The sequence below is a fragment of the Streptomyces sp. NPDC001157 genome (assembly GCF_053598255.1).
This window is the reverse complement of record NZ_JBSFJW010000031.1, coordinates 49,765-74,172: the sequence shown is the minus strand read 5'-3', so window position 1 is coordinate 74,172 and position 24,408 is coordinate 49,765. Positions and strand designations below refer to the sequence as shown.

The window sequence follows — 24,408 nt, the reverse complement described above, 5'->3', positions numbered from 1 at the left end:
GCGGTCCCCCCAGCAAGGCCCTTGTGGCCTGCCGTCCACATGTCGGCCGGACGACGCCCCCCGCGCATCAGTAGGCCCCCTGCCCGTGAAGCACCGCACGCATCGTCTTCCACAAGATCACCGTGTCGAGGGCGAGCGACCAGTCCTCCACGTACCGCAGGTCGAGGCGGACCGCCTCCTCCCACGGCAGGTCGCTGCGTCCGCTGATCTGCCACAGGCCGGTGAGCCCTGGCTTGACCAGCAGCCGCCGCCGGATGTCCGGGTCGTACGCGGCGCACTCCTCCGGGAGGGGCGGCCGTGGACCGACGAGCGACATCGATCCGGTAAGCACGTTGAAGAGCTGGGGTAGTTCGTCGATCGAGTACCGGCGCAGCACCCCACCCACCCGGGTCACCCTCGGATCGTGGCGGACCTTGAACAGCAGCCCTGCGCCCTCGTTCTGGTCGGCGAGTTCGGCACGTGCCCGGTGGGCGTCGACGACCATGGTGCGGAATTTGAGGATGGTGAACTCGCGGCCGTCCTTGCCGACCCTGCGTTGGCGGTAGAAGGCCCCGCCCCGGCTGTCCAGCAGCACGAGCAGCGCGACGAACACCATCAGCGGCGCGAACACCATCAGCAGGACCGCCGAGCCCACCCGGTCGACGACCGCCTTGATGGCCCGCCGGCCCCCGGTGAAGGTCGGCATGCTGACCCGCAGCAGCGGGATCCCGAGCACCGCGTCGACGTGCAGCCGCGGGCCGGCCACCTCCATCAGCACCGGGGCCACGACCATCTCGGCGTCGCTGCCTTCGAGGTTCCAGGCCAGCCGCTGCAGCCGGTCCGGTGTCCAGTACGGGTCCGGTGTGACCGCGACGACGCGGTAGCCGTCGTGGCGGACGTGCTTGGCGACGTCCGTCAGCCGGCCGACGACCGGCACGCCGTCCAGTTGGTCGCCGTCGAGGCCGCGACCGTCCGTCGTGCACACCGCCTCCACGCGCCAGCCGATGTGCGGGAACTTGCGGGTCCGGGTGATCAGGTCGCGCACCGTGTCCGGGCTTCCGGCGGCGAGCACCGGTCTGAGGCACTGCCCTTCTTTGCGCTGCTTGTGCAGCCACAGCCGCAGCAGATACCGGGCGGTCATGGTGACCAGCGCGATCGCGGGGATCGCGACGAATATCCAAAGCTTGATGTTGCGCGAGGTGAGAGCTATCCCGCCGAGCGCCAGTACGACGGTCGCCGCGAACAGTGAGCGTCCGAGTCTTCGGAATTCCTCGGCACCCTGGCCGAGGACGGCCGGGGCCCACGCCCGGCCCACCGCAAGCGCCGCCAGCACCAGCAGCTCGGTGCCGAAGGCGAGAATCCCCCACTTCTCGTGCCAGTTGGCCGCGTCCCGGGCCCCGAAGAATTCGCCTATCCCGGCCACCACCAAGGCAGTGGCCACGGTGTCGCTGGTCATCACGGTACGGCGGTACCGCTGCTCCCAGTCGTTCGCGGGCTGACTGATCGCCTCTTTCGCCAGACGCCCGCGCGCCGACGAAAAAGGGTCGACTATTCCCCCCTGCCGCACAGAAACCCCCCGGTCCCCAGTGATACGACGTGTTCGCCCAACACTGCTGCCCCTCCCCCCGGGAGGCCCCCGCCTCCCGCACGCTTCCTCCCCATGGGAGGTCCCCGCCCCCGCGATGCGCTGTCCCTTCCCGAGAGAGGCCCCCGCCTCCCGCGCACGACATCACGGCTACTGCAACCGCACCTGAACAACTCGCCCTGGCCGCAGCAGACTCACCTGCCCGGCCAGACTCTCGAGCTGTACGGAAACCCGTCGACGCCTCGGATGCGCCCCGCACCCGAAGCCCCTCTCGGGCCCCAAGAATTGATCACCCCCACGTCGGCGCCAGAAACGCGGCTACTGGCCCTCTGCATCGCCGACCCATGGATCACCATTTGTCGCCTCGTGTCCCAGCATGCGAAGCAAGGTCAATCTAGACCATCGGAACCCGCCTGGAGAGAGGAACGTGTGGAATTTGTGCTGGAGATTTGAAGATGGCTCCAATGGATCGGTGACCGCCTACGGGTGCCGCGGCGACGGAGGACGTGCCGTGTGACCTGTGCTGCCGCGCGCGCTCACGGTCTGCCCCGCGGATCTTGCTCGGTGAGCAAGGGGCGGTGGTTGCAGGTGAGGGCGAGCGACAGCACCGGGAAAACGGAACCTCACCGCCCTGTTCACGCGGGCAGATGCCGACGCTCACAAAAGGCGCTACGTGGACGACGAGGAAGTCAAGGGTCACTTTCGACAATCTGCGCGATGGAACGCCGCGTTCCGCTTGGCGTCGACACGGCGCTCACCCTTGAGGCCGAGGGAACGTCCACCTGGGCTTCGCATTCACCGCATTCCCCACCTTCTCCGCCCCAGACGGAGCCGTCCGCATAGCTGCCCGAGCCACCAAGGCGGGCCATATAGTCCAGCGGTAGCGGCTGTTGGTGCAGGGCGGCCGCTTCAGCGGGGGGTGGTCGCAAGGAGCAGCACCCCGTCCACACACAGCGGCCAGATGGTTGCACGCTGCTTGAGCCTGCCTGCCGTCAGCTCTCCAGTCGGTAGCCGTGTCCGCGCAGGGTGGTGATCTGCGGGAGCCGGCACGACTGGCCGGCCCTGTCAGCGGCTTCGGTGAGGCGGCGGCGCAGGCCGGCCATGGTGACGTCGAGGGTCTTGGTGGGGCCGAACCAGTTCTCGTCCCAGACCTGGGCCATGAGGGTTTCGCGGGCGATGGCTTCACCTGGGTGCCGGGCGAGGAGGGCGAGCAGTTCGAACTCCTTTGGGCGCAGGGGGATTTCCTCGTTGTGGAGGGCGCAGCGGCGTGCCGTGATGTCGATGAGCAGGTCGCCGAGCTGGATCGGCTGCTGCGCGGGGGCGGTGACCGTGCGGCGGCGCAGGTGGGCGCGCAGGCGCGCCAGCAGGACGGTCAGGCTGAAGGGTTTGGCGAGGTAGTCGTCGGCGCCGGCGTCCAGGCCGGCGACGATGTCGATGTCGTCGGTGCGTGCGGTGAGGATGATGATCAGCAGGTCAGGGAAGCGGGCACGCAGGCTGCGGGCGATGTCGAGGCCGTCGAGGTCCGGCAGGCCGAGGTCGAGGAGCAGGGCGTCGTAGCGGCTGCGCTCCGCCTCGGCCAGGGCCGATGTGCCGGTGCGGCTCCAGGTGGGGGCGTAGCCGTTGCTGCGCAGTCCGGTGTCGAGGTGGTGGCCGATGGTGTCGTCGTCCTCGACGACGAGGATGCGAAGGCGGTCGGGGTCGGGTGCGGCGGACGTGCCCATGGTCGACAGCGTAGGAGGCGGTGGAGCGATCGGCACGGACTCCCCCGGGTGCAGCCGCTTCACAGGTCGCGCAGCTCCTCCACTGCGGGGCGCCGGGTGCCGCGGATGCCGTTGAGGGCTGCCGCGAGTACGGCGATCACTGCGGCGGTCGCGGTGAGTGCCAGGTACCCGCCGGGCACCGGCAGGCTCGCGGGCGGTGGGTCGAAGACGCCGGTCAGCACCTTGACCAGCATCTCGGACAGGGCCCAGCCGATCAGGGCGCCTCCGGCCAGGCCGCCCGCGGCCAGCAGGAGGGCCTCGGTGAGGACCATGCCGCGCAGATGGTGTGGCTTGGCGCCGAGGACGGTGGCGATGGCGAAGGTACGGCGGCGTTCGGCGAGTCCCAGGGCGAGGACGAGTCCGCCGGATCCGGCGGCCAGCAGGACCGCGAAGGCGAGTTCGATGCGGGTGAGTCCGGCGAGGTCGACGGAGGTCAGGCTGGTGCCGACGGTGCCGCGGGTCTGGGTGAGGTCGGTGACGGTGACGGCGGTGCCGAGTCGGCCGCGGAGGTGGGCGGCGATCTGCTTCTGCTGGGTGCCGCCGGTGTTCAGGAGGAAGGCGCCGACCGCTTCGCTGCCGGTCGCCTTGGTGATGTAGGAGGCGTTGGCGACGAAGAAGCTGTCCTTGGGCGCGGTGGGGAACTCCTTGGCAACGCCGACGTAGTGGAAGGGGACCGTGCGCAGCGCCTTGGTGCGGGCGTCCTGGATGCGCAGGTTGACGGTGTCGCCGGGCGAGAGCTGGAAGTCGTTGACCGTCTCGACGCTGACCAGCAGGTTGTCCGGGCGCTGAGCCAGCTTGCGCATGAGCTGGTCGGCGGTGCCGCCGGAGAAGTAGGCGTCCTGGAGCGAGGTGGCCTGTGTGATGGTGTCCGGGCGGACGCCGTAGAGGTCCTGGAGGTCGGAGCCGACGTAGGCGAAGCGGTGCTGGAGCGGTTCGACGTGTCGTACGCCCGAGATCTTCAGGGCGGCTCCGTCGCCGGGTGCGATGCGGGCACCGGGTGGTTCGGTGACGGTGACGTCGGCGCCGTTGGTGAGCCGGGCGTCGACCTCCGACTGCTGCTTGTAGGTGGCGTTGAAGACGGCCGTGGAGATCGCGAAGGACACGGCGAGGGCGAGCAGGACCACCGAGCGGGCGAGGGGGCGGCGCCGCCGTGACAGTACGGCGGCGGTCGTGCCGGCGAGCGTCGCGGTCAGCGGGCGGGCCAGCCGGGCCAGGACTGGGCGGCCGTGGGTGAGCGCGAGGAGGGTGAGACGCCACAGCAGCAGGGCGGCGCCGATCCACAGCAGGGCGGGGCCCAGGAAGGCCCAGTACGACACGGAGAGGGTGGGGACTCCTTCCGGGGCGAGGACGAGGGCGTACTGGTTGCCCGAGGAGGCCCGGAAGACCAGCCAGGAACCGATCAGGAGCGCGAAGTCGAGGCCGTACCGCATCCACCACGGGCTTCGGGTGCTGCGCGCGCCGGCTTCCTTGCGGGTGTCGGCGACGGTCACCGCGTGCAGGTCGCGTACGGCGGGCACGAGGACGGATCCGGCCGCCACGGCGGCACCGAGAACGAAGGCGATGGCGTACCAGGCGGCCCAGGTTCCCGCGCCCGCTCCGAAGGAGGCGCCGCCGAAGGCGAGCCGGCCGGTCAGCGCGGCGATGCCGAGCCCGGCCAGACCGCCGAGGAGACCGATCAGGGCGGCTTCGAGACCTCCGAGCATGGTGATCTGCCCCGGGCGCAGTCCGCGCAGCCGCAGCAGGCCCTGCTCCTGGCGCCGCCGCTCGCCGCCGGCCGAGGCGACCGCGGCGGTCAGCGCGGCGCCCAGGACGGCGCCGGGCACGCCCAGGAAGAGGAAGAGGATCTGTGCGTACAAGGCGTCCTGGCGGGCTGAGTCGAGAGCGGCGCCGACGTTGTTGCCGACGAGCGCGGTACCGGCGGAGCGGGCCTCCAGGTTGTGGGCTGCGCCGGTGACGGTGGTGAAGGCGGCGGCCGGGTCGGCGGGCAGCCGGGCGTCGTCCCGGGCGACGTGGATCTGGGTGGTGACCGCGCCGGCGCCCCGCGCGAGAGCGGCGAATCGGGCGGCGGGCACGAGGACGACGTTGTCGGGGGGTGCGGTCGGCTGGGACTGGCTGGGCGCGCCGACGGTCTGGAAGAGGGAGTCGGCCTGAGGCAGGTCGACCACGCCGTCCACCTTCACTGAGCGCGCCCCGATGCCCGGCAGCTGGATGCTGACGGTGTCGCCGGGGGCGACGTGCAGGTTGGAGGCGGCCTGCTGGGCCAGCAGGACCCCCGTGGAAGCGCCGGAGAGCGTACGGATCTCATCCGGGAACCGGCTGCGGTAGCCGTCGGGCAGGCCGAGGGCCATGCCGGGGCCGGTGGTCTGGGTACTGCCCTGGACACGGGCGGTGAAGCCGGTGGTACGCGCATAGCCGACCGGCAGGGCCGTGCGGGTGCCGGGCGTCTTGCCGACCAGGTTGAGGACGGTGTTGGGGTCGGCGCCGGGCTGCACCTGGACCTGCCAGTCGACGGCGACCGAGCGCAGGGCGCGCTGGGTCATGGTGGCCTTGGACGCGGTCAGGAAGGAGCCGAGCGCGGCGACGAGGGCGACCGCGAGCGCGATGCCGGCCAGGGCGGCCAGGAGTCGTCCGGTGCGGTGGCGGGCCATTGCGGCCGCCCACGAGGCGATCATGACACCTCCTCGGGTGTGAGCAGTCGGCCGTCGCGCATGGTGCGCCGGGTGGTGAGCCGGGCGGCGACGGCAGGGTCGTGGGTGGTGACCACGAGGGCCGCGCCCGTGTGGTCGGCGACGGTCAGCAGGGCGTCCAGAACGCGGCTGCCGGTGCGGTGGTCGAGGCGGCCGGTGGGCTCGTCGGCGAGGATCAGACGCGGGCCCTGGGCCAGGACGCGGGCGGCGGCCACCCGTTGGGCCTGGCCGCCGGAGATCTCCTCGGGCAGCCGCTCGGCCAGGTCGGCCGCGTCGACCAGGGCGAGGGACGCGAGGGCGGCCTGGTGGGCTTCGCCTTCCGGCCGGCCGTCGAGGATCAAGGGGAGAACGGTGTTCTCCACCACGTTCAGGGCCGGGATGAGGCTGTCGCCCTGGAAGACCAGCCCGATGTCGTACGGTCCCAGGGAGGGAGCCCGGGTCACTGTGCCGGTGGTGGGTTGCTCGAGCCCGGCCAGCAGGTGCAGCAGCGAACTCTTGCCCGACCCGGATGGGCCGACGACCGCGAGCCGGTCACCGGCCCCGATCTCCAGGTTCGCGCCGTGTACGGCCACGACGGCCTGGCTGCCTCGGCCGAAGGTGAGCGCCGCGTCTCGGCAGGCCACGAGGACCTCATCGCGTGACACCTTGGTCCTCCCTCAGTACAGGGCTCCCCAGGGGCACTGACGTGTTCCTGGCCTTGCCGTCCGCCAGTTCGATCACCCGGTCCGCGCTGCGTACGACCTCTGCGCTGTGCGTGACGATCAGTACCGCGCAGCCCTGCGCGGCCCGCTCCCCCAGCATCGTGAGGACCAACTGCTCGGTCTCCCCGTCCAGTTCACCGGTGGGCTCGTCGGCCAGTAGCACGGCGGGAGAGTTGGCCAGCGCGACGGCGAGACCGGCACGCGCCAGTTCGCCGCCCGACAGCTGCCGGGGCAGGGCGTGTGCGCGGTCGGCGAGGCCCACCTCGGCGAGCAGTTCTCTGGCCGAAGTCGCGGTTGTGCCGCCTCGGGCGCGCTGCGGCAGGCGGATGTTGTCGCGCACGCTCAAGTGGGGCAGTAGGTTGCGGGACTGCAGCAGTACGCCGACATGCCGGGCCCGCAGCCGGGACCGCTCGGTCTCCGGCCGATGGCTGATCCGCACGCCCGCGACGTGCACCTCGCCACCGGACGGCTCGTCGAGGCCGGCCAGGCACGCCAGCAGGGTTGACTTGCCCGCCCCGGACGGGCCGACGACCGCGACCGTTTCGCCGCGGCGTACCGCGAGTGAGACTCCGCGCAACGCGAGCGTCTCCTCGTCACCGGCCCGGTAGAAACGGTACAACTCGCGGGCTGCCAGGACGACTTCGGCAGGACTCTGGGAGTGGAGGGACACCGCGCTCACCGCCAGGTGAAGGAGTCGCTGACGATGCGCCACGGATCGACGTTGTCGGCGTTGACCGGGCCCGACAGGGTCAGGTCCACCTCGTGACCGGACCGGTAGAAGGCGTACCGTTCGAACGCGTCCCGCACCACCTTGCCGGTGACCGGGTCCTTCGCCGAATCGCCCTGATAGGTGAGGCGTACGGCACGGCCTGCGTGCCGGTTCACCTCCGACGCCTTCGGCGCGGCGAACTTCGCCACCTGGGAGCGCAGTTGCGGAACGACCGTGTTGGTGACGGAGCCGACCGTGGGTGCGTGGGCCGCGGAGACCGCCGAGATCCTGATGGTGTTGAGCTTGTCCGTGAACGAAGTGGTACCGCCCTGTGTGGTGCGGGCCCAGCCTTCGGGCACCTTCAGCGTGAAGCCGGTGAAGGCTCCGCCGGTCGGCCGGTAGGCGACGTAGACCTGGTTGTCGGGGATGTCACCGGGCGGATTGGACTCCGTGGGAGCCGCCGCCCGGCCGGCGCTGCCGCCTCCCGCCGAGGAAGGCGACGGCGCAGGCGTCGTCGTACCGGAACCGGAGTGCGAGGCGGAACCGGAACAGCCGGCGGTCACCGCGGCGACGAGTGTCAGCCCGGCGATCGCGGATGTACGAACGTGTACTGCCATGGCCACTGCCCTCCAAGGAGCGCCCGGAGCGGACGGTCATGGCACCGACGCTAGGAAACATCCGGTTAGCGCCCGGCCCGCCGAGGGTTAGACGACGGCAAAAGCCTGTGCCGTGCCCGTCCGGCCAGGTGGCGGGCCCGCATGATGAAGGCATGAGACAGCGCGTGGTGCGAGTCGCCGTCACCGCCGCCCTGGTCGCCGTCGTCCTGCTGGCCGTACCGCTGGCCCTCGCCATCAGGTCGTCCCTGTACGCCGACCAGCGCGACACGCTGGAACGCATGGCCCTGGCCGCCGCGGTGCGGGTGAGCCCGGACTACACGACCGGCGATCCGGTGGAACTTCCCGCCGCCCCGGCGGGCGGGCACCTGGGGCTGTACGACCGGCACCAGCGTCTACGGTCCGGCAGCGGCCCCGGGACGGGGGACGCGGCGGTCGGCCGCGCGCTCGGCGGTGAGGCGGTGCGCGGGCGGTCGGGCGGCGATCTGGTGGTCACCGTGCCCGTCTCACACGCCGAGCAGGTCATCGGCGTCGTCCGGGCGTCCTCACCCGCCGGCACCGTACGGGACCGGGTGCTGGCCGTGTGGGGGGTGCTGCTCGGGGTGACCGCGTTCGCGCTCGGTGTCGCCGTCCTCGTCGCCCGCCGTCAGGCCCGGGTCCTGGCCACACCCCTGGAGGACCTCTCCCGCCACTGCCGGGCCGTCATCGAGGGCGACCTGCACGCCCGTGCCGCCCCCAGCAGCATCGCCGAGATCGACCAGGTCGCCCGCACCCACAACGAGATGCTTCGCAGCCTGTCCGAACTCCTGCGCCGCGAACGGGACTTCACCGCCAACGCCTCCCACCAGCTGCGTACTCCCCTGACCGGCCTGCAACTCACGCTGGAGGCGGGCCTGCAGCAGGACGACGACGCCCGGCTGCGACCGCTCCTGGCCGAGGCCCTGAGCGCCACCCAGCGCCTGCACCGCACCGTGGAGGAAGTGCTCCGGCTGTCCCGCCCCCAGGACACGCCCCGCCTCGCCGCCGGGCAGGTTGCGGTGACACGCCTCCTGCAGGAGACGCAGGAGCGGTGGCACGGCCTGTTCGCCGACGACGGCCGCCGTCTGGAGTGCGGCACACGGGAGGTGCCTGCGGATGTCCGGGTGCCCGGCGGCCCTGTGCCGGAGATCCTCGGCGTGCTGCTGGACAACGCACGGACGCACGGACGCGGGACGACCAGGGTCACGGTACGGGACCTTGGCGACGCCTTCGCCTTCGACGTCAGCGACGAGGGCACCGTGCAGGGCGAACCGGTGCAACTGTTCGACCGAGGACAGACCGGCGACGCACAGGGAACGGGCATCGGCCTGGCCCTTGCCCGCGACCTGGCCGTCTCCATGGGCGGACGGCTCCTCCTGACCAGTGACACACCGGCCACCTTCACCTTGCTTGTCCCGGTCCGCCGGGACGAGCATGACGCCACGGAGCCTACGGACAGGTAAGGGCGCACAAACCCGGGAACGCCTCCTTCTCGCCGATCGTCTACAGTGCGAAGAACGTCTACACCCTTGTAGTCATTCGTATGCGTCCGTTCACCTACGCCAGGTGGTCCAAAGGAAAGGAGGGCTCGCGCCGCGGCTCGTCGTCGGCCGGCTGGCGGTGTGTCCGTGGGCCATGGCCCACTGGCCGCCCGAATCACTCATCTCGGACACGACCCGCCCGGCCGGAGCACCTGAGGGAGACCGTGCGTCACAAGATATTGGTCGTCGAGGACGATCACGTGCTGCTGGACGTGCTGCGCCGTGGGCTGTACGAGGAGGGCTTCGAGCCCGTCCTCGCCGCCGACGGTGCCACCGCCCTGCGGCTGGCCACCGGCGACATCGCGGCGGTTGTCCTGGACATCGGGCTGCCCGACGCGGACGGCCGGGACGTGTGCCAGGCGCTGCGCGCCAACGGCTTCCTGACCCCGGTCATCTTCCTGACCGCCCGCAACCAACTCGCCGACCGGCTGTCGGCGTTCTCGGCAGGCGGTGACGACTACCTGCCCAAGCCCTTCCATCTGGCCGAACTCGCCGCCCGGCTGCGTGCGTCCGTGAAGCGAGCTGCGCCGGCCCCGGCGATCGCGGCCGGGGACCTGATTCTGGACCCGTTCGGCCACCGCGTCACCGTGCACGGCACGGCCGTCGCCCTGTCCCCCACGGAGTTCCGGCTGCTGGCCACACTCGTGGCCGCGGGTGGGGACATCGTGAGGCGCAGGGACCTGATCGGGGCGGGCTGGCCGGAGGGTGCCCAGGTCAGTGACAACACGCTGGATCAGTACCTGACCCGGCTGCGGCGGAAGCTGCGTGAGGCCGGCAGCGCGCTGACCATCGGCACGGCGCGCGGGGTCGGACACCGCCTTTCATGAACCGCGCTGTCCTCGATGAGCTCGGAGGAACAGCGGGCGGTCGAAGCCATTGAGACGCCGGCTTCGACCGCCCACGTGAGTCCGCGGACATACCCGGGGCGTTCCAAGCGGCCCCGCCTCCACTGTCCGCCACTGGTCGGCCTGTGCCGTGGCGGGGCGGTTCTCGGCGCGGCCCGGCACACTCAACCCGCCGCGGGACGCTGTGCGGTCAAGTCAGCCCATGTCCGTCAGGAGGGCGTTCAGTTCCTTCTCCTGCTGCGCGGGCGCCATCGGCGGGTTCGAGTGATCGATGCCGAAGGTCCCCAGCACCTTGTCCATCTGGGCGTCGATGGAGGTCCAGCCGGTGTTGTCCAGCGGCTGCAGCGATGCCTGGTCGGCATCCCACAGGTCACGCAGCGACTGGGCGGCCGCGTGCGCGCCCTTCGCGTTGCCCGAGCGGGCGTCCTTGAGCGAGGTGGAGGCGAGGGTCTTCAGCGCGGCGACCTTGGCGGGCGGGAACTTCTTCACCGCCTGGCCGGGAGCCATCTGGACGGCGGAGGTGTTGTCCTCCTCCGCCGCCGGGCCGACGTGGGGCTGGCTGTGGGCCCAGACCAGCAGGCCCGTGGTGGCGACGGCCAGCAGGCCGAAACCGGCCAGCGCGACGCGCTCCTTGCGCGGGTCGCCGGTGGCGTGGGCGGCGTGGGCGGCCTCGTAGGTCTCGGTCACGTCCGAGCGCGTCACCGTCAGATAGACCACGGTCGCCAGGATCAGGCCGAGGAAGATCAGGCTGGTGGTGAAGGTGCCCAGGTCGAGACCGGTCGGCTCGCCCGGCTGAGCGACCTTCGGGGAGGCCAGCCAGTCGCCGATGTTCGCGCCCAGCGGGCGGGTCAGGATGTAGGCGAGCCAGAAGGACAGCACCGGGTTCGCGCCGAACTTCCACAGCAGCGTGATGGCCCCGATGAGGCCGAGCGGCAGCAGCACCGAGGCGCCCGGGCTCCAGCCGGTCAGCTCCAGGGTCCAGTCACCGGTCGCGGTGCCGAGCGCGAAGGTGACGAGAACGGCGAGCCAGTAGAACGACTCACGCGGAAGCGTCGTGACCGAGTGGATCGAGAGGGTGCGCTCGCGCAGCCACCACACGCCGAAGACCACGGCGAGCAGGACCGAGAACACGGCAGTGCTGATCCACAGCGGCACATTCAGCTGGTCGGTGAGGATGTCGGTGTACAGCGTGCCCGTGACGCTGACAACGACCACGGTCAGCCAGTACGGGAACGGGACGTACCGCTTCAGCCGCAGCTGGACGGCCAGGACCACGACGAACACCGCTGTGAAGATCCAGGCCGTGTTCACCAGGCCGACGCCCAGCTTCATGTTGATCCAGTCGGCGAAGCTCTCCCCGACGGTGGTGCACAGGATCTTGATCACCCAGAACCAGATGGTGACCTCGGGGACCTTGTTGAGCATGAGGCGCCCGCTGCGTGGGCGTGCTTCCGTTGTCGTTGTCATGCGGGGAGGTTTACGCGGGGAACCTGCAAGCAACCTGACTACGTGGCCGCACGCGCGGCCGGGAGTGTCACCTCGACGTGGCCGCGGCCGTCCGCGATCGCGCGGACCTCCACACCGGCCGAGGCGGCGATGCGCCGGACCACAGGAAGCCCCAGCCCGTACCCTCCGCCGCCGGTCACACCCGCTTCGAAGACCCGGTCGACCTCAGCGGGATCGAACCCGGGGCCGTCGTCCAGGACGTCGACCACGATGGCCTCGCCCTGGCTGCGCGCGGTGATCCACACACGGGACTTCGCATGCCGCAGGCCGTTCTCCAGCAGGGGGGACAGCAGTGACACGGCGACGTCGGGCGCCACGGCCACCTCGACCTTCGCCGGGAAGGCGATCTCGACCGCGCGGCTGCCGATCGCCTGCCGGGCAGCGGAGCGCAGATCGCACCGGGTCCCGTCGTCCGTCCGTGCGCGCGCGGCGCGCAATATCGTCGTGATCGCCGCATCGAGGCGGTCGACCTCGCTCAGCACCGCCTCCGGCACCACGTGCTCACCGGACAGCTGCGCCAGCTGCGCCTCGCCCCGCAGGACCGTGAGCGGTGTGCGCAGTTCGTGGGCGATCTCGTCGGTGAGCCGTCGCTCGTCCGCCAGCGCGTTGTCAACGCGCTCCAGGAGGCGGTCCAGTGTCTGTCCCAGTTCCCCGAACTCGTCGCGGGGGACTCCGAGGTTGAAACGGCGCCCGGGCTCGTGATGGCCCCAGTCGTCGGCGAGAGCGGCCATCTCGTGCACGACCCGCAGCGCGCGGTGCACCACCAGGTGCGCGACACCCCCGGCGAGGACGATCGTGAGGCCGCCCAGAATCAACGACAAGGTCAGGCTGCGCTGCTCGGACGTCTCATAGGGCGTGAGGTCCACCCGGACGATCACCATGTCGTGGTGGCCGTCGATCGGAACCGGCCGCGCGTACAGGAGGTAGTCACCGACGGACGCGGTCTGCGATCGCCCCGAGTCCGCCAGCTCCTCGACGCGCCCGACCACACTCGCCGGTACGTTCCCGTCGATCAGACTGCCGTCGGCGTACACCCAGGCGACCTCGTCGAGCGCCTCGCTGCTGTTCTCCGTGAGCACGACACGGCCGCCCTTGGTGCTGACATTCGCCGCGACCGCCTCGGCGCGCGTACGGGCCAGATCGTGCGCGTCGGCGTCCGTCACCCTGCTCAGCAGCACGTGCGAGACCACGACCAGGATCGCGACCACTGCGGTGGCGATCAGCACGGTGAGCGCGACGACGCTTCGGCGGAATCCCGTCACTGCCATCGGTAGCCCACGCCGCGGACGGTCGCCAGACGCTCGGCCACACCCAGCGAACCGAGCTTGGTCCGCAGTCGGCGCACATAGGAGTCGAGAGTGTTGTCGCTGACCTGCGCTCCGTGCGGCCAGCCGGCGGCGACGAGGGCGTGGCGGCGCACCGCGTCGCCCTGCGAGGCGATCAGGCGGCCCAGCAGCCGGAACTCGGTCGGGGTCAGGCTCATGCTCACCGAATCGTAGGTCACCACGTGCTTCGACGGATCGAGGACGACCTCGTGCGGTGCGGGCGCCACGGTGGCCCGGCGCAGCAACGCCCGGACGCGGACCAGCAGTTCCGGGATGTCGAAGGGTTTGGTCATGTAGTCGTCGGCGCCGGCCTCGAAGCCGCCCACCTTGTGATGCAGGCCGTCCAAGGCGGTGAGCATCAACACCGGCACGTCGACGCCGCGGGCCCTCAGGGCCAGGCAGACATCGCGGCCGTCGGCGTCCGGCAGCCCGAGATCCAGGACGACCAGCTGGGGCGTCGGTGCGAGCTGCCGCAGCAGGCTGTCGGCCGTGGCGGCGAGGGAGACGGTGTGGCCGTCGTGCTCCAGGGCGCGCTTGAGGATGCCGCGGACCGCCGCGTCGTCTTCGCACACCATGATGAAAGCCACGTGCCGACCCTAGATACTCGCGTCCCAGTTCTCCATCTGCCCTGATCAGCAGCTTGCAGCTCGGGCACGACCGGCCGAGCCGCAGCGGGGGCTCGCGGGAGGACCACAATGGGTCGCATGGACCCCGTGCAGGAGTACATCGACGCCATCGCGCCAGGTCACCGCCCGCTCTTCGACCGAGTGAGCGGGCTGGTCCTGGAGGAATTCCCGCAGGCGAGCGTGGCGCTGTGGTACGGAATGCCCACCTACCGCGTCGGGAAGCGCAGGTTGCACATCGGTGTCTGGCAGCACGGCGTCTCGATCTACGGGTGGGGATCAGACCGTGATGGTGGCTTCAGCTCCCGCCATCCCACGCTCATCAGCGGAAAGGCCACCATCCGGCTGCGGTCCACGGACCTGGCGGCCGTCACCGACGATGAACTGCGCGCGCTCATCCGTGCCGCGCTGACGGCCTGACCGGGGCCGATCTCCTGCCGGGCCAGGTGCCATGGGCCCCTGAACGCCAGGCGCTGGGTACGGGCGCACACTCATGCGCCGGGGCGGGCGGACGTCACTCCTCCGCCGAAGCCGTCCCGGCCGTCATGTGAACGACGCCGGTCAGGTCTCCAGCAGAGTGCGCCCGAGCCAGTCGGAGGAGTCCCGGACGCCGGGCAGGGCGAAGAAGTAGCCCCCGCCGGTGGGCGAGATGTAGTCGACCAGGGGCTCGTCGATCAGGCGGGTCTGGGTGGCTTCGAACTGGCGCTTGACGTCTTGCTGGTAGCAGCAGAAGACCAGGCCCATGTCGAGGTTGCCGACGTTGTCGATGCCGCGGTCGTAGTTGTAACCGCGGCGCAGGATACGGGAGTTGTCGGTCCTGGACGTGCGCGGGTTGGCCCGGCGGATGTGGGCGTCCAGCGGGATCGCGGTGCCGTGCGGGTCCTTGGCGTAGTTGGGGATGTCGGTCTCCTTGGCGCCGTCGAGCGGGGCGCCGGTGTCCTTGCGGCGGCCGAACATCAACTCTTGTTCGCTGAGGGAGACCCGGTCCCAGAACTCCACCAGCATGCGGATGATGCGGATCACCTGGTAGCTGCCGCCGGTCGCCCACGCGGGTTCGCCCTGACCGTCGCCGACCCAGATCAGGCGGTTGGTCTCCCGGGTGGAGGTGACGTCCGGGTTGGCTATGCCGTCCTTGAAGCCGAGCAGGTTGCGCTGCGCGCCGGTGGGGCGCGGTGCGTTCTGGAAGCCGTCGATGCGCCACTTGATCTGCATGCCGCCGCGCGTGTGCTTGGCGATGTCGCGCAGGGCGTGCAGCACGGTGTCCTGACGGTCGGCGCAGATCTGCAGGGACAGGTCGCCGTGGCACTCGGCGGGTTTCAGATTGTCGTTGGGGAAGGTCCGCATCGGTGTGAGGCGGGTCGGCTTGGCTTTTGCGAGGCCGTAGCGGTCGTCGAAGAGGGAGGCACCGACGCCGACCGTGACGGTGAGGCCGTCGGCGGGGACGGTCGGGCCGAGGATGCCGTTGTCGGAGGGCGGAGCGCCCACGCCCAGGTCGGCCGGGGTGCCGCCGGAGGTGAGGAAGCGGGCCCGCTCGGTGATCGTCTTGAGCAGGTCGGCGAGTTCCGCGCGGGACTGGGCGATGACGTCGAGGGAGACGAAGGTGGCGGCCGTCGGGGTGGGGGTGAGGATGCCCGCCTGGTGGACGCCGTGGAAGGGCACCTTGGCCGCGTGCGTGGTGTCCGCAGCTTGCGCCTGGGGCGCGCCGGCCTGGCTGAGGGCGATGCCCCCGCCGGCCAGGACCGCCCCCGCGGCACCGGCGCCGAGCGCCGACTTCACGAAGGAACGGCGGCCGTGACCGGCGGGGCAGCCGCCCGGCGAGGCGGGCGTTTCGGCGGACGGCATCGGGTGGTTCCCTTCCATGGGTACGGGTGCGGGGTGCTCGGCGGTCATCAGGCGGCCTTCCTGATCTCCAGGAGGTCCGGGACGGACGACAGGTCCTCCAGGAGCTGTCCCGTGACCCCGTTGATCCGGGCCCGGGTGGCGGCGTCCAGTCGGTCCACGGAGGTCCAGGCGGTGCCGTGGTGTGCGCCGTCGAGCAGTTTCTGCAGGCGGGCGATGTCCGCGTCGACGGTCGGCAGCAGCTTCGGCGCGCGGGTGGTCAGCAGTGGCTTGAGTACGGTGAGCAGCTCGCGGGTGCCGGCCAGGTTGGCGTTCGCGGTGGCGAGGTTGGTGCCGCTGCCCTCGTCGGTGTCGCCGGTGAGTTCGAACTGGAGGGTGTTCTCGAGGATCTCGTGGGCGCGCAGCGGCAGGTCGGACGGGTCGAAGTCCTGGGCGGGAAACGCCTTCTGCAATCCGGCGGACGAGGCGACGAGCTGGTCGGCCGGAGTCTTGAGACTTGCGGCCGACTCGCCGTGCCACAGGCCGTACTCGAGGCGGTGGAACCCGGTGAAGTCCTTGTCCCGCACGCCGCCCGGGAGGCCGTCGGCCCTGCCGTTGATCTTCTGGTCGAAGTCCTCGAAGGTGCCGTAGGCGGCTCCGAGGGAGGAGTAGGTGAGGTGCGCGGTGAGCCAGTCGGTGCGGGCCTTGTCGAGGTGGTTGCCCTTGATGTCGTCGTCGAGGGTGCGGGTCTGGGCGACGAGGGTGGCCAGGCCCTGGTTCACGTACGTCTTGTACTGCCGGAGTGGGGCGGCCAGGTCCTTCTCGGAGACCGGCACGACGGCCTTGGCGCTGCCGCCGCCGGTGACGCGGACGGCCTTGGAGGTGACGGCGGTGCCGCCGGTGGGTACACAGCGCCAGGCGTAGGTGCCGCCGACGACGGTGGCGACCAGGGCGCGGGTGGTGCCCGGGGCGAGGCCCTCGATCTCGCCGTAGACGGCGCTGGTCGACGGGTCGATGAGGTACACCTCGGAGGTCTTGGCGCCGGTGTTGTGCATCTGGAAGGTCTGCCGGCCCGGCTTGGGCTGGGTGAAGCCCTTGCCGCACTCCTTCTCGGAGACGGCGATGGTCTGCGCAGCGGCCGGCTTGGGACGGCCGAAGGCGACGGCCAGCGAGGCGATCACCGCAGGGATCGCGACGACGGCGACGGGGACGACCCAGGCAGGACGGCGGCGGGGTGCCTTCTCGGTCTTCCCGCCCCTCTCCCCCGGCTTCTTCGCCGCGTCGGCCTTGGTCGACTCCGTCTTCGTGGCCCGGGTCGTGGCGCGCACACCACGGACGAACAGGGTCATGACGACGGCGAGGTAGCCGACGTAGCCGAGGACCTGGAGCCAGGTCATCGTCGGGGTCAGGTTGAACACGCCCTGGACCAGGGTGCTGTACCAGGAGCCGGCGTCGACGCTGCCGCTCAGGTCGACGGCGTAGGCCGACTTGCCGGGCAGCACGCCGCCTTCCTGAAGGTCGCGCAGGCCGTAGCCGAGGACACCGGCGGCGATCACGATGAGGACGACACCGGTGGCGGTGAAGAACTTCGTCAGGTTGATCTTCAGCACCCGGCGGTACAGACCCCAGCACAGTCCGGCCGCGAGGACCAGGCCGATCCCGGCGCCGGTGAGAGGGCCCGCGGACTCACCGGCCGCCTGGGCGGTGGTCCACAGGAACAGCGCGGTCTCCAGACCCTCACGACCCACCGCCAGGAAGGAGGTGACGACCAGCACGCCCGCGCCCATGCCGAGCGCCCCGGTCACCTTCTCCTTGATCTCACCGGTCAGGCTGCGCGCCGAACGGCGCATCCAGAACACCATCGCGGTGACAAACGCGACCGCGATCACGCTGAGGATGCCGCCGAACGCCTCCTGGGCCGTGGCCGACAGGGACGCGGCGGTGAAGGTGAGGACGGCACCGAAACTCATGGACAGGGCGATCGCCGCGAGTACGCCCGTCCACACCTGCGGCAGCCGGGACTTGGCGTCGGCCCTCACCAGGGTGGCGACCAGAATGGAGACGATGAGTCCCGCTTCGAGTCCCTCTCGCAGCCCGATCAGGAAACTCGGAAACGCGTCGTCCCACATACGGCCCTCCCCTGCTGGTTCCGGCCGGGCCGGAACAAGTTAGCGAAGGCATGCCTTACCCATGCCCGGACCATCATGACTACACGTCTGTAGTCATTCGGTCACGAAGAGGTAATGGCAGGGCAAACTCGGGGGGCCGGGTGCCGAGCAGCCGAGCAGCCGAGCAGCCGAGCACGCTCCAACGTTCAGCGAGCGGCGTTCTCGGCGACCGACTTCTCCGCGGCCGCTGGACGTTGCGCTGTGGCGGGGGATCGCAGCAGGGTGGCGGAGAGGAGGAGAGCGACGGCGACGAGGCCCGAGCCGATCCGGAAGGCAAGCTGATAGCCACCCGTGAGTGCCGAGGCGCTGCCTGCCCCGTCGCCCAGCAGGGCATCCGTATGCGAAGCGGCGAGCGTGCTGAGCACCGCGAGGCCGAAGGCGCTGCCGATCTGCTGCATGGTGTTGAACATGCCGGAGGTGATCCCCGAGTCCTGGGGCGTGGCCGCTGACATCGCGAGCGTGGCCAGCGACGGCATCGCCAGTCCGAAGCCGATGCCGAGCGGCAGTAGCGCGGGCAGGACGTCCACGGCATAGCTCCCGCCTGCCGGTACGCGGCCGAGCGCGGCGAGACCTGCCGTGATCAGCGCGAGTCCTGGAAGGAGTACGGCCCGGGGGCCAAAGCGCGCGATCAGCTTGGGCGAGAGGCCGAGGGACAGCGCGCCGATCGCGACCGAGACCGGAAAGATGCCCAGACCGGTGTGTATCTCGTCGAAGCCGAGCACCTTCTGCAGGTAGAGCACGCACAGGAATTGGAAGCTGAACATCCCGGCCACCATGAGCGCCTGGATGCCCATCGCTCCCGAGACGTTGCGCGAGCGGAACACACGCAGCGGCAGGAGCGGGTGGGACGCCCTCGCCTGGCGGGCGACGAATGCCAGGAGCAGGGCGAGTGCCGCGGCGCCGAAGCTCAGCGTGTGTGCGGAAGTCCAGCCGTAGTTGGTGGTCTCGACGGTGGTGTAGACGCTGAGCATCAATGCGGATGTGACCAGGAGCGCGCCCACGACGTCGGTCCCCTTGTCGAGGCCCACGCCGTGCTCGGACGCGAGCACGCGTCCGGCCAACAGCGCGGCCACGATGCCGATCGGGACGTTGACGAAGAAGATCCAGTGCCAGCTGATGGTCTGCGTCAGGGCACCGCCGGCGAGGAGGCCCATCGAGCCACCGGCGGACTGGACGAAGCTGTAGACGCCGATGGCCTTGGCCCGCTCCGCCGGCTGCGGGAACAAGGTCACGACCATGCCGAGGGTGACGGCGGAGGTCACCGCGCCGCCGATGCCCTGGACGAACCGGGAGGCGAGCAGCATTGCCGGGTCCTGGGACACACCGCCCAGCAGCGAGGCAGTCGTGAAGACGCTCAGGCCAGTGATGAAGACGCGCTTGCGCCCCATGAGGTCTCCGAGCCGCCCACAGAGCAGCAGCAGACCACCGAAGGGGACCAGATAGGCGTTGACCACCCAGGCCAGGCCCGACGAGGAGAAACCGAGGTCCCGCTGGATGGACGGCAGCGCCACATTCACGATGGTCCCGTCGAGGATGACCATCAGCTGCCCGGCACAGAGTACGGCCAGTGGCGACCAACGTGATGTCTGTGCTGATGCGTTGGTTCTCCGCACGGCGATTCCTTCCAATGGTGCACGACTTGTTACAGCAGTCATCCTCTGTAACCATGACGCGCGGTGGAAGGAGGCACTTTCATGTCACGCAGTCACACCGATGTGTCCGACCAGGTCAGCAACGAGGCGTGCCCGCTCACCGAGGTCCTCGACCACGTCGCGGGCAAGTGGAGCATCGGAATTCTCGTCGCCGCCGCACACGGACCAATCAGATTCACCGAGTTGGAACGCACCATCACAGGCATCAGCCGACGCATGCTCACCTTGAACCTGCGCAAGCTGGAACGCGACGGCCTGCTTGTCCGGACCGTCCACCCCACCGTGCCGCCCAAGGTGGAATACAGCCTCACGCCCATGGCCCGCGAACTCCACGCAAGCCTCACCGGGCTCGTCGGCTGGGCAGAACGCCATCGAGCCGACATCACCGCCGCCCGCGCCACCTACGACGCCGCCACTGCAGCGGCTCCCTGACGCCTCCGGAGGACCAGGCAGGCGTTGAACGATCGCCCACTGGCGGATGCTCTGAGCCGGTCACATGAGGTATCCGCAAGGGGCGGGCCGACCGCGGAACGTCGAGCGTTTCGCGAGCACATCCGGACGCATGCCTGCGAGTTGTTCGCCCTGGGATATGACAGCGCCGCGGTCGCCAGGCAGTTACTCGTCAGTGTGCGGTCGGTACAGCGGTGGCACCGGGCAGGGCGGCACGCCGGCCTTGGCGTCGAAGGGGCCTGCGGCCAGGCCCAAGCCGAGTGAGACCTTGTTCGAGGTGCTCGAACAGAAGCCGGCCAAGGGGCGGATGGCGCATGGCTGGCCGGACCAGACCTGGACGCCTGCTCGGATCAAGGCTCTGATCGGGCGGCGGTTCCACAAGAGCATGACCTTGTCGGCCGGCGCGCGGATGTTGCACCGGCACGGCTTCAGCCACCAGGTCCCGGCCCGCCCTGCGATCGAGCGCGACGAGGCAGTCGTCGCCGGCTCTTCAACGGGAGATCGAGGGCCCGAACGTCTTGGCGTCCTCCAACGGAGCCAACAGCGTGATCGTCTATGGCAAGGGCGGGGAGATCTCCTCGAACCGGCGCGACGAGCAGGAGATGTTCGTCCTGCCCCTGCGCATCCTGCAATCGGCTCTGGTCCATGTGAACACCTTGATGCTCCAGAACATCTTGGGCGAACCGGAATGGGCCTACCTCCTCGCGCCCGCCGACCGGCGCGGCCTGACGCCGCTGTCCCGGTCCCACGTGCGCCCGTACGGGGATGTCAACCTCGACATGGATGCCCGCCTGAACCTTGCATCCACCGCGGTGCCCGATTGACGGCCGGCACACCCGACCGCCTTCGCGGCAGGCGTCACAACAAGTCGGGGGCACTCTCCTGGGCCGGATCCTCGGATGCCGGGTGATCTGGACCGCCGGCCAGGGTGGCGGCACGCAGCGCCGCTTCGACCCGGCGGTTGCTGGTCATGGATGCCGTGACGGTCGTCATCGCCAGGAGGAGGAGACCGGCGGCGTAGAGCGGGGTGCGGATGTCGTAGGTCGTGGCCAGCCAGCCGCCGAGAAAGGCCCCTATGGGAGCGGCGCACATGGCCAGCATGCGGGAGGTGGAGGCCACCCGGCCCATGAGGTGGGCCGGGACGATCGCCTGCCGGAGGGAGGGCCCGAGCACCATCGTGGCGCCCATGCCGGCCCCGCAGACGGCGAGCGCCAGCCCGGCCACGTACGGGTTCGGGGCAGCGGCCAGGCCCAGGATGGCAAGCCCTTCGACAGCGGCTGTGCAGGTCAGTGCGGTGCCGGTGCCGAGTCGTCGGCCAAGGTAGGAGGCGATGCCTGAACCGAGCAGGCCGCCGGTGGCCTCCGCCGTGAGGAGCAAGCCGAAGCCGTAAGTGTCGATGCCGAGGCGGTCGCGCGCGAAGAGGGCGAGGACGGTCTCCACAGCGAGGAAGGCGACGTTCCCGACCGCCGGGCGGAGCGCGAGGCCGAGGAGCACCCGGTCCCGGAAGACGTACGAGGCCCCGGCCCGTGCCTGCCGAAGCAGCGACTCGCGGACCTCCGGCACGGGCCGGGGCATGGCGGGCAGCGTACGTACGAGCAGTGCGGAGAGCATGAACGACACCGCGTCGGTGAGCAGCGGAACCGCCTGCCCGAGTGCGAGCAGCGCACTGCCTGCAGGCGGCCCCGCGAAGCCGGACATGGCGGTCTGGGCTCCGCGCAAGCGGGAGTTGGCTCGCTCCAGGAGTGCGGGCTCGCGGCGGAGCAGATCCGGCAGATAGGCCGTGGCGGCCGTGTCGAAGAAGAGTCCGCCGAGGCCGAGCAGGAAGGCGACGGCCGTGAGCAGCGGAATGCTCAGGACGTCGAGCACGGCCGCCGCCGCGGGTATCGCGAGCAGCACCGCACGTGCCGTGTCCGTGACCCACATCGTGCGCCGGCGGTCCCAGCGGTCCACCAGCGCACCGCCGAGCACCCCGAAGAGCAGCCACGGCAGCGTCCCTGCGGCCGTGACGACGGCGAGCGCCATCGGATCCCGCGTCAACGTCAACGCGAGCAGTGGCAGCGCGGCCTGCGTCACCCCGTCGCCGAGCGAGGAGATCGTCTGCGCGGTCCACAGCCGTCCGAACCCGGTCGGCAACTTCCGAACGGCTGCGGTCACTTGGCGTCCCCCTCGGCCTGCACGCGCGATGCCGGGTGGAACAGTGCGAACACGAGTGACGCGTCCGGCAGCGACGGATCGGACAGCTCCCGGTACTCGTCCGCCAGTGCCTGCAGCCGCGCCCCCAGCTGCGCGAACTGCTCCTCGGTGAGCCGCAGATGGGCCATCCGTACGTGCCGCTCGCCATCCACCGGCGACGCCTCCAGGTCCGCGACCGCATGCCGCATCAGCACATCCGGACCTCCCTCGCCCGGATCCGGCAGCACGATCGCCCGCGCGGCCATCGCGTAATACCGCTCGGTGACCCCCCGCACCTTCCGCGTCCGCACCACCTTCACCAGGCCGGCCCGCTCCAGCAGCCGCACGTGATAGCTGGAACTCCCCTTCGCAAGGCCCACTCGCTCGGCGATCTGCGTAATCGTCGCCGGCTCGAAGCGGAGTACGGCCATGATCCGGTGACGCGTGAGATTGGAGACGGCGCGCAGCTGTTCGTCAGTGGTGACGTGAAACGTCTCGGGAAGATCATCGGTAGGCATGTGAGCAATGGTCAACGATTCTTGACCATTGAGCAAGGGGATTTCGCGCGAACTCCCGGAATCTGCTGTCCGGTGCGCGAGATCTTGTGCCAGAGGGCGGTTCGTGACTCTTTGAGTGGTTCTGTCGTCGCCTGACGGTGTGGGCGCGGGCGGAATCCGCCGGTCCGCGGCCGATGGTCCGCCGGGGTGGCCGAGGTGAGTGAACGCAAGCCGTACCCGAGCGACTCACCGGATGGGCAGTGGTCGACGATCGAGCCGTTAATCATCGCGTGGAAGGACCGACACCGCTCGGTCGGAGGCCACCAGGGCGCCTATGCGATGCGGGAGATCGTGAACGCGATCCTCTACCAAGGCCGGACCGGCTGCCAGTGGGCCTGTCTCCCGCACGATTTTCCCCAGAAGAGCGCGACGTACTGCTACTTCGCCGTCTGACGGGAAGACGGGACCGACCAGGTCATCCATGAACTCCTGCGCTGCCAGGTGAGGGAGAGGTCCCGTCGATTGGAGGACCCGACCCCGGCAGTGCTGGACACCCAGAGTGTCCACGCCGCGGCCGGGCCCCGCCACGACGACCGGCCGGGATCCGGCGAAGCGGGTGCCGGGCCGCAAAGGGGGCCGGCCGTGCGGCGGCACCACTGTCCAGCTCACCCGGAAATGGACACCGGCCCGCGAACCTCTGCTCACATCTCCGGCCTCTGCGGCGGAACCTCGCGGACCAGGCTGGTCAGCGGGCTGTGGGTGCGCCACCCCAGGGACTCGTAGAGCGCCCGCCCCTCGACCGTCGCGGCCAGCACAGCAGACGAGGAGCCCGTGGCAACGGCAGCGTTCTCAAGCGTCCGCATGACGAGGCTGCCAAGTCCCTTGCGACGGTGGGCCGGCGAAGTCTCGACCTGGTCGACGACGGCGGTGCGCCCGGGACCGGGCATGGCGACCTGACCACGGGCGGCGAACGCACCATCCTCTGTCACAACGAGCACCCGCGTGACGCCGCCCCGCGCCCAAGTGCGCACCTGGTAGCCGTCGGGAGCCGCCGCGGCGGTTGTGTGCAGCAGCGCCGACATCAGGAAACCGTCGTCACCAAGGCGCCAGCCAGGCGCTGCCCACGAGGCGACAGTCCGCGGCGGCAGGAAGAGCTTGAGCCAGGTGTCCGGAACGGTGAACGTCTCCGTCAGTTTGCGGACCAGCGACTCGTCAGCATCCGACAACACGTGCCGCGTGACCTGGCCGGTCAGTCCGACGTCGACGGTGAAGCCCCAGGGCTCGGACACCGGCGGCGCGGCTCCACGTGAGACAACCCAGCCCTCCACCCATGAACGTACGACTTCGGCGTCCATGCGGATCCCTCCGTAATAAGTGAAGAACGCGACTGCACATTACATGAGCAGCCTTGCCAAGAAGCGGCAGCCAGCGGCGCCACGCATCAGCTCTTGCAGGCCCGAGCAGTTGAAGCGGTGCAGCCGGCAGCAGACGGTGGTCTGGCTGCGGCCCAGCTCCACCGCGATCGCCGGCACCCGCAACCCCGACAAGCTCAGTTGGATCAACCGAGCCCGCATCACATCACTGCATCGCGCGGCGCCTTGTGTGCCCGCGACAAACGGCGAACGACGGTTCGCTCGTCCTCGTCGCGCCCCGGTCGTGCCCGTAAAACCATCGTCCAGCTCCGCCGTCACCGCCGGCAGTCCGATCTGCTTGGCCTGCATCGGATCCGACACGTTTGCCACCACCTCCACGATCGGC

General features: G+C 70.2%; 21 protein-coding genes and 2 pseudogenes. 7 read left to right on the top strand and 16 right to left on the bottom strand.

Going from position 1 to position 24,408, the window contains the following annotated elements:
• Window positions 1-67: 67 nt before the first annotated feature.
• The 6 genes from ACWDAG_RS36940 to ACWDAG_RS36915 all read right to left on the bottom strand — a co-directional run bounded on the left by ACWDAG_RS36940 (window position 68) and on the right by ACWDAG_RS36915 (window position 8,038).
• Window positions 68-1,546, bottom strand: coding sequence for a sugar transferase (locus ACWDAG_RS36940; protein ID WP_450699924.1), 1,479 nt, complete (start codon window positions 1,544-1,546; stop codon window positions 68-70).
• Between the two features lie 1,010 nt (window positions 1,547-2,556).
• On the bottom strand, window positions 2,557-3,285 hold the full coding sequence (locus tag ACWDAG_RS36935) for a response regulator transcription factor (protein ID WP_450699923.1): 729 nt from the start codon (window positions 3,283-3,285) through the stop codon (window positions 2,557-2,559).
• A gap of 59 nt (window positions 3,286-3,344) precedes the next feature.
• Window positions 3,345-5,996, bottom strand: coding sequence for an FtsX-like permease family protein (locus ACWDAG_RS36930; RefSeq protein ID WP_450699922.1), 2,652 nt, complete (start codon window positions 5,994-5,996; stop codon window positions 3,345-3,347).
• Window positions 5,993-6,655 carry an ABC transporter ATP-binding protein gene (locus ACWDAG_RS36925; RefSeq protein WP_450699921.1) on the bottom strand — a complete coding sequence of 221 codons (663 nt, stop codon included), beginning with the start codon at window positions 6,653-6,655 and terminating at the stop codon, window positions 5,993-5,995. The genes ACWDAG_RS36930 and ACWDAG_RS36925 overlap by 4 nt, the downstream gene beginning before the upstream one ends.
• Window positions 6,642-7,382: an ABC transporter ATP-binding protein gene (locus ACWDAG_RS36920; protein WP_450699959.1), complete on the bottom strand. Its 741-nt coding sequence runs from the start codon at window positions 7,380-7,382 to the stop codon at window positions 6,642-6,644. Before ACWDAG_RS36920 ends, ACWDAG_RS36925 begins: the two co-directional genes overlap by 14 nt.
• 5 nt (window positions 7,383-7,387) lie before the next feature.
• Entirely contained in the window at window positions 7,388-8,038 is a 651-nt protein-coding gene (locus ACWDAG_RS36915; RefSeq protein ID WP_450699920.1) for a hypothetical protein, read from the bottom strand.
• 152 nt (window positions 8,039-8,190) lie between these two features.
• On the opposite strand from ACWDAG_RS36915, the gene ACWDAG_RS36910 reads away from it, so the two are divergent.
• Together ACWDAG_RS36910 and ACWDAG_RS36905 are read left to right on the top strand one after the other, a co-directional pair.
• The gene (locus tag ACWDAG_RS36910) at window positions 8,191-9,516 is read left to right on the top strand and encodes a histidine kinase dimerization/phospho-acceptor domain-containing protein (RefSeq protein ID WP_450699919.1); all 1,326 of its coding nucleotides are present in this window, start codon (window positions 8,191-8,193) and stop codon (window positions 9,514-9,516) included.
• 242 nt (window positions 9,517-9,758) lie between these two features.
• A complete protein-coding gene (locus tag ACWDAG_RS36905; RefSeq protein WP_450699918.1) occupies window positions 9,759-10,421 on the top strand; it encodes a response regulator transcription factor in 663 nt (220 codons plus the stop codon).
• A 213-nt stretch (window positions 10,422-10,634) separates the two neighbouring features.
• Here the strand turns inward: ACWDAG_RS36905 and ACWDAG_RS36900 are convergent, their stop codons facing one another.
• From ACWDAG_RS36900 to ACWDAG_RS36890, 3 genes are read right to left on the bottom strand one after another with little or no spacing between them, the layout of a single operon-like run.
• A complete protein-coding gene (locus ACWDAG_RS36900; RefSeq protein WP_450699917.1) occupies window positions 10,635-11,906 on the bottom strand; it encodes a COG4705 family protein in 1,272 nt (423 codons plus the stop codon).
• 38 nt (window positions 11,907-11,944) lie between these two features.
• Window positions 11,945-13,213 carry a sensor histidine kinase gene (locus tag ACWDAG_RS36895; RefSeq protein WP_450699916.1) on the bottom strand — a complete coding sequence of 423 codons (1,269 nt, stop codon included), beginning with the start codon at window positions 13,211-13,213 and terminating at the stop codon, window positions 11,945-11,947.
• Window positions 13,204-13,857, bottom strand: coding sequence for a response regulator transcription factor (locus ACWDAG_RS36890; RefSeq protein ID WP_450699915.1), 654 nt, complete (start codon window positions 13,855-13,857; stop codon window positions 13,204-13,206). The genes ACWDAG_RS36895 and ACWDAG_RS36890 overlap by 10 nt, the downstream gene beginning before the upstream one ends.
• A 117-nt stretch (window positions 13,858-13,974) precedes the next feature.
• Between ACWDAG_RS36890 and ACWDAG_RS36885 the strand changes: the two genes are divergently transcribed.
• Window positions 13,975-14,313 (top strand): DUF1801 domain-containing protein, encoded by a 339-nt coding sequence (locus ACWDAG_RS36885; protein WP_450699914.1) that lies wholly within the window; start codon window positions 13,975-13,977, stop codon window positions 14,311-14,313.
• 141 nt (window positions 14,314-14,454) lie between these two features.
• Here the strand turns inward: ACWDAG_RS36885 and efeB are convergent, their stop codons facing one another.
• From efeB to ACWDAG_RS36870, 3 genes are all read right to left on the bottom strand, one after another.
• A complete protein-coding gene (gene efeB / locus ACWDAG_RS36880) occupies window positions 14,455-15,735 on the bottom strand; it encodes an iron uptake transporter deferrochelatase/peroxidase subunit (protein WP_450699958.1) in 1,281 nt (426 codons plus the stop codon).
• Window positions 15,736-15,782: 47 nt separating this feature from the next.
• Window positions 15,783-17,840, bottom strand: a complete 2,058-nt coding sequence (gene efeU / locus ACWDAG_RS36875) for an iron uptake transporter permease EfeU (protein ID WP_450699913.1) — start codon at window positions 17,838-17,840, stop codon at window positions 15,783-15,785.
• 185 nt (window positions 17,841-18,025) lie between these two features.
• A complete protein-coding gene (locus ACWDAG_RS36870; protein ID WP_450699957.1) occupies window positions 18,026-19,420 on the bottom strand; it encodes an MFS transporter in 1,395 nt (464 codons plus the stop codon).
• 153 nt (window positions 19,421-19,573) lie between these two features.
• Between ACWDAG_RS36870 and ACWDAG_RS36865 the strand changes: the two genes are divergently transcribed.
• The 3 genes and pseudogenes from ACWDAG_RS36865 (at window position 19,574) to ACWDAG_RS36855 (ending at window position 20,805) form a co-directional block, all read left to right on the top strand.
• A complete protein-coding gene (locus tag ACWDAG_RS36865; protein ID WP_450699912.1) occupies window positions 19,574-19,963 on the top strand; it encodes a winged helix-turn-helix transcriptional regulator in 390 nt (129 codons plus the stop codon).
• A 64-nt stretch (window positions 19,964-20,027) separates the two neighbouring features.
• A pseudogene (locus tag ACWDAG_RS36860) lies at window positions 20,028-20,468 on the top strand (helix-turn-helix domain-containing protein); the annotation flags it as partial.
• A gap of 31 nt (window positions 20,469-20,499) precedes the next feature.
• Window positions 20,500-20,805 (top strand): Tn3 family transposase, encoded by a 306-nt coding sequence (locus ACWDAG_RS36855; RefSeq protein WP_450699911.1) that lies wholly within the window; start codon window positions 20,500-20,502, stop codon window positions 20,803-20,805.
• Between the two features lie 34 nt (window positions 20,806-20,839).
• Here ACWDAG_RS36855 and ACWDAG_RS36850 read toward each other — a convergent pair whose 3' ends face one another.
• Window positions 20,840-22,135, bottom strand: coding sequence for an MFS transporter (locus ACWDAG_RS36850; protein ID WP_450699910.1), 1,296 nt, complete (start codon window positions 22,133-22,135; stop codon window positions 20,840-20,842).
• Window positions 22,132-22,671 (bottom strand): ArsR/SmtB family transcription factor, encoded by a 540-nt coding sequence (locus ACWDAG_RS36845; RefSeq protein WP_450699909.1) that lies wholly within the window; start codon window positions 22,669-22,671, stop codon window positions 22,132-22,134. Before ACWDAG_RS36845 ends, ACWDAG_RS36850 begins: the two co-directional genes overlap by 4 nt.
• A gap of 195 nt (window positions 22,672-22,866) precedes the next feature.
• Between ACWDAG_RS36845 and ACWDAG_RS36840 the strand changes: the two are divergent.
• A pseudogene (locus ACWDAG_RS36840) lies at window positions 22,867-23,287 on the top strand (transposase); the annotation flags it as partial.
• 64 nt (window positions 23,288-23,351) lie between these two features.
• Here the strand turns inward: ACWDAG_RS36840 and ACWDAG_RS36835 are convergent.
• The gene (locus ACWDAG_RS36835; RefSeq protein WP_450699908.1) at window positions 23,352-24,005 is read right to left on the bottom strand and encodes a GNAT family N-acetyltransferase; all 654 of its coding nucleotides are present in this window, start codon (window positions 24,003-24,005) and stop codon (window positions 23,352-23,354) included.
• A 39-nt stretch (window positions 24,006-24,044) separates the two neighbouring features.
• Window positions 24,045-24,401 (bottom strand): helix-turn-helix domain-containing protein, encoded by a 357-nt coding sequence (locus ACWDAG_RS36830; RefSeq protein ID WP_450699907.1) that lies wholly within the window; start codon window positions 24,399-24,401, stop codon window positions 24,045-24,047.
• Window positions 24,402-24,408: the final 7 nt, after the last annotated feature.

Excerpts from the sequence above, each read along its gene's own strand:
- ACWDAG_RS36935 (WP_450699923.1), bottom strand. The coding sequence starts at position 3,285 with ATGGGCACGTCCGCCGCACCCGACCCCGACCGCCTTCGCATCCTCGTC.
- ACWDAG_RS36930 (WP_450699922.1), bottom strand. The coding sequence starts at position 5,996 with ATGATCGCCTCGTGGGCGGCCGCAATGGCCCGCCACCGCACCGGACGA.
- ACWDAG_RS36915 (WP_450699920.1), bottom strand. The coding sequence starts at position 8,038 with ATGGCAGTACACGTTCGTACATCCGCGATCGCCGGGCTGACACTCGTC.
- ACWDAG_RS36910 (WP_450699919.1), top strand. The coding sequence starts at position 8,191 with ATGAGACAGCGCGTGGTGCGAGTCGCCGTCACCGCCGCCCTGGTCGCC.
- ACWDAG_RS36900 (WP_450699917.1), bottom strand. The coding sequence starts at position 11,906 with ATGACAACGACAACGGAAGCACGCCCACGCAGCGGGCGCCTCATGCTC.
- ACWDAG_RS36895 (WP_450699916.1), bottom strand. The coding sequence starts at position 13,213 with ATGGCAGTGACGGGATTCCGCCGAAGCGTCGTCGCGCTCACCGTGCTG.
- ACWDAG_RS36885 (WP_450699914.1), top strand. The coding sequence starts at position 13,975 with ATGGACCCCGTGCAGGAGTACATCGACGCCATCGCGCCAGGTCACCGC.
- efeB (WP_450699958.1), bottom strand. The coding sequence starts at position 15,735 with ATGCCGTCCGCCGAAACGCCCGCCTCGCCGGGCGGCTGCCCCGCCGGT.
- efeU (WP_450699913.1), bottom strand. The coding sequence starts at position 17,840 with ATGTGGGACGACGCGTTTCCGAGTTTCCTGATCGGGCTGCGAGAGGGA.
- ACWDAG_RS36870 (WP_450699957.1), bottom strand. The coding sequence starts at position 19,420 with ATGGTCATCCTCGACGGGACCATCGTGAATGTGGCGCTGCCGTCCATC.
- ACWDAG_RS36865 (WP_450699912.1), top strand. The coding sequence starts at position 19,574 with ATGTCACGCAGTCACACCGATGTGTCCGACCAGGTCAGCAACGAGGCG.
- ACWDAG_RS36845 (WP_450699909.1), bottom strand. The coding sequence starts at position 22,671 with ATGCCTACCGATGATCTTCCCGAGACGTTTCACGTCACCACTGACGAA.
- ACWDAG_RS36835 (WP_450699908.1), bottom strand. The coding sequence starts at position 24,005 with ATGGACGCCGAAGTCGTACGTTCATGGGTGGAGGGCTGGGTTGTCTCA.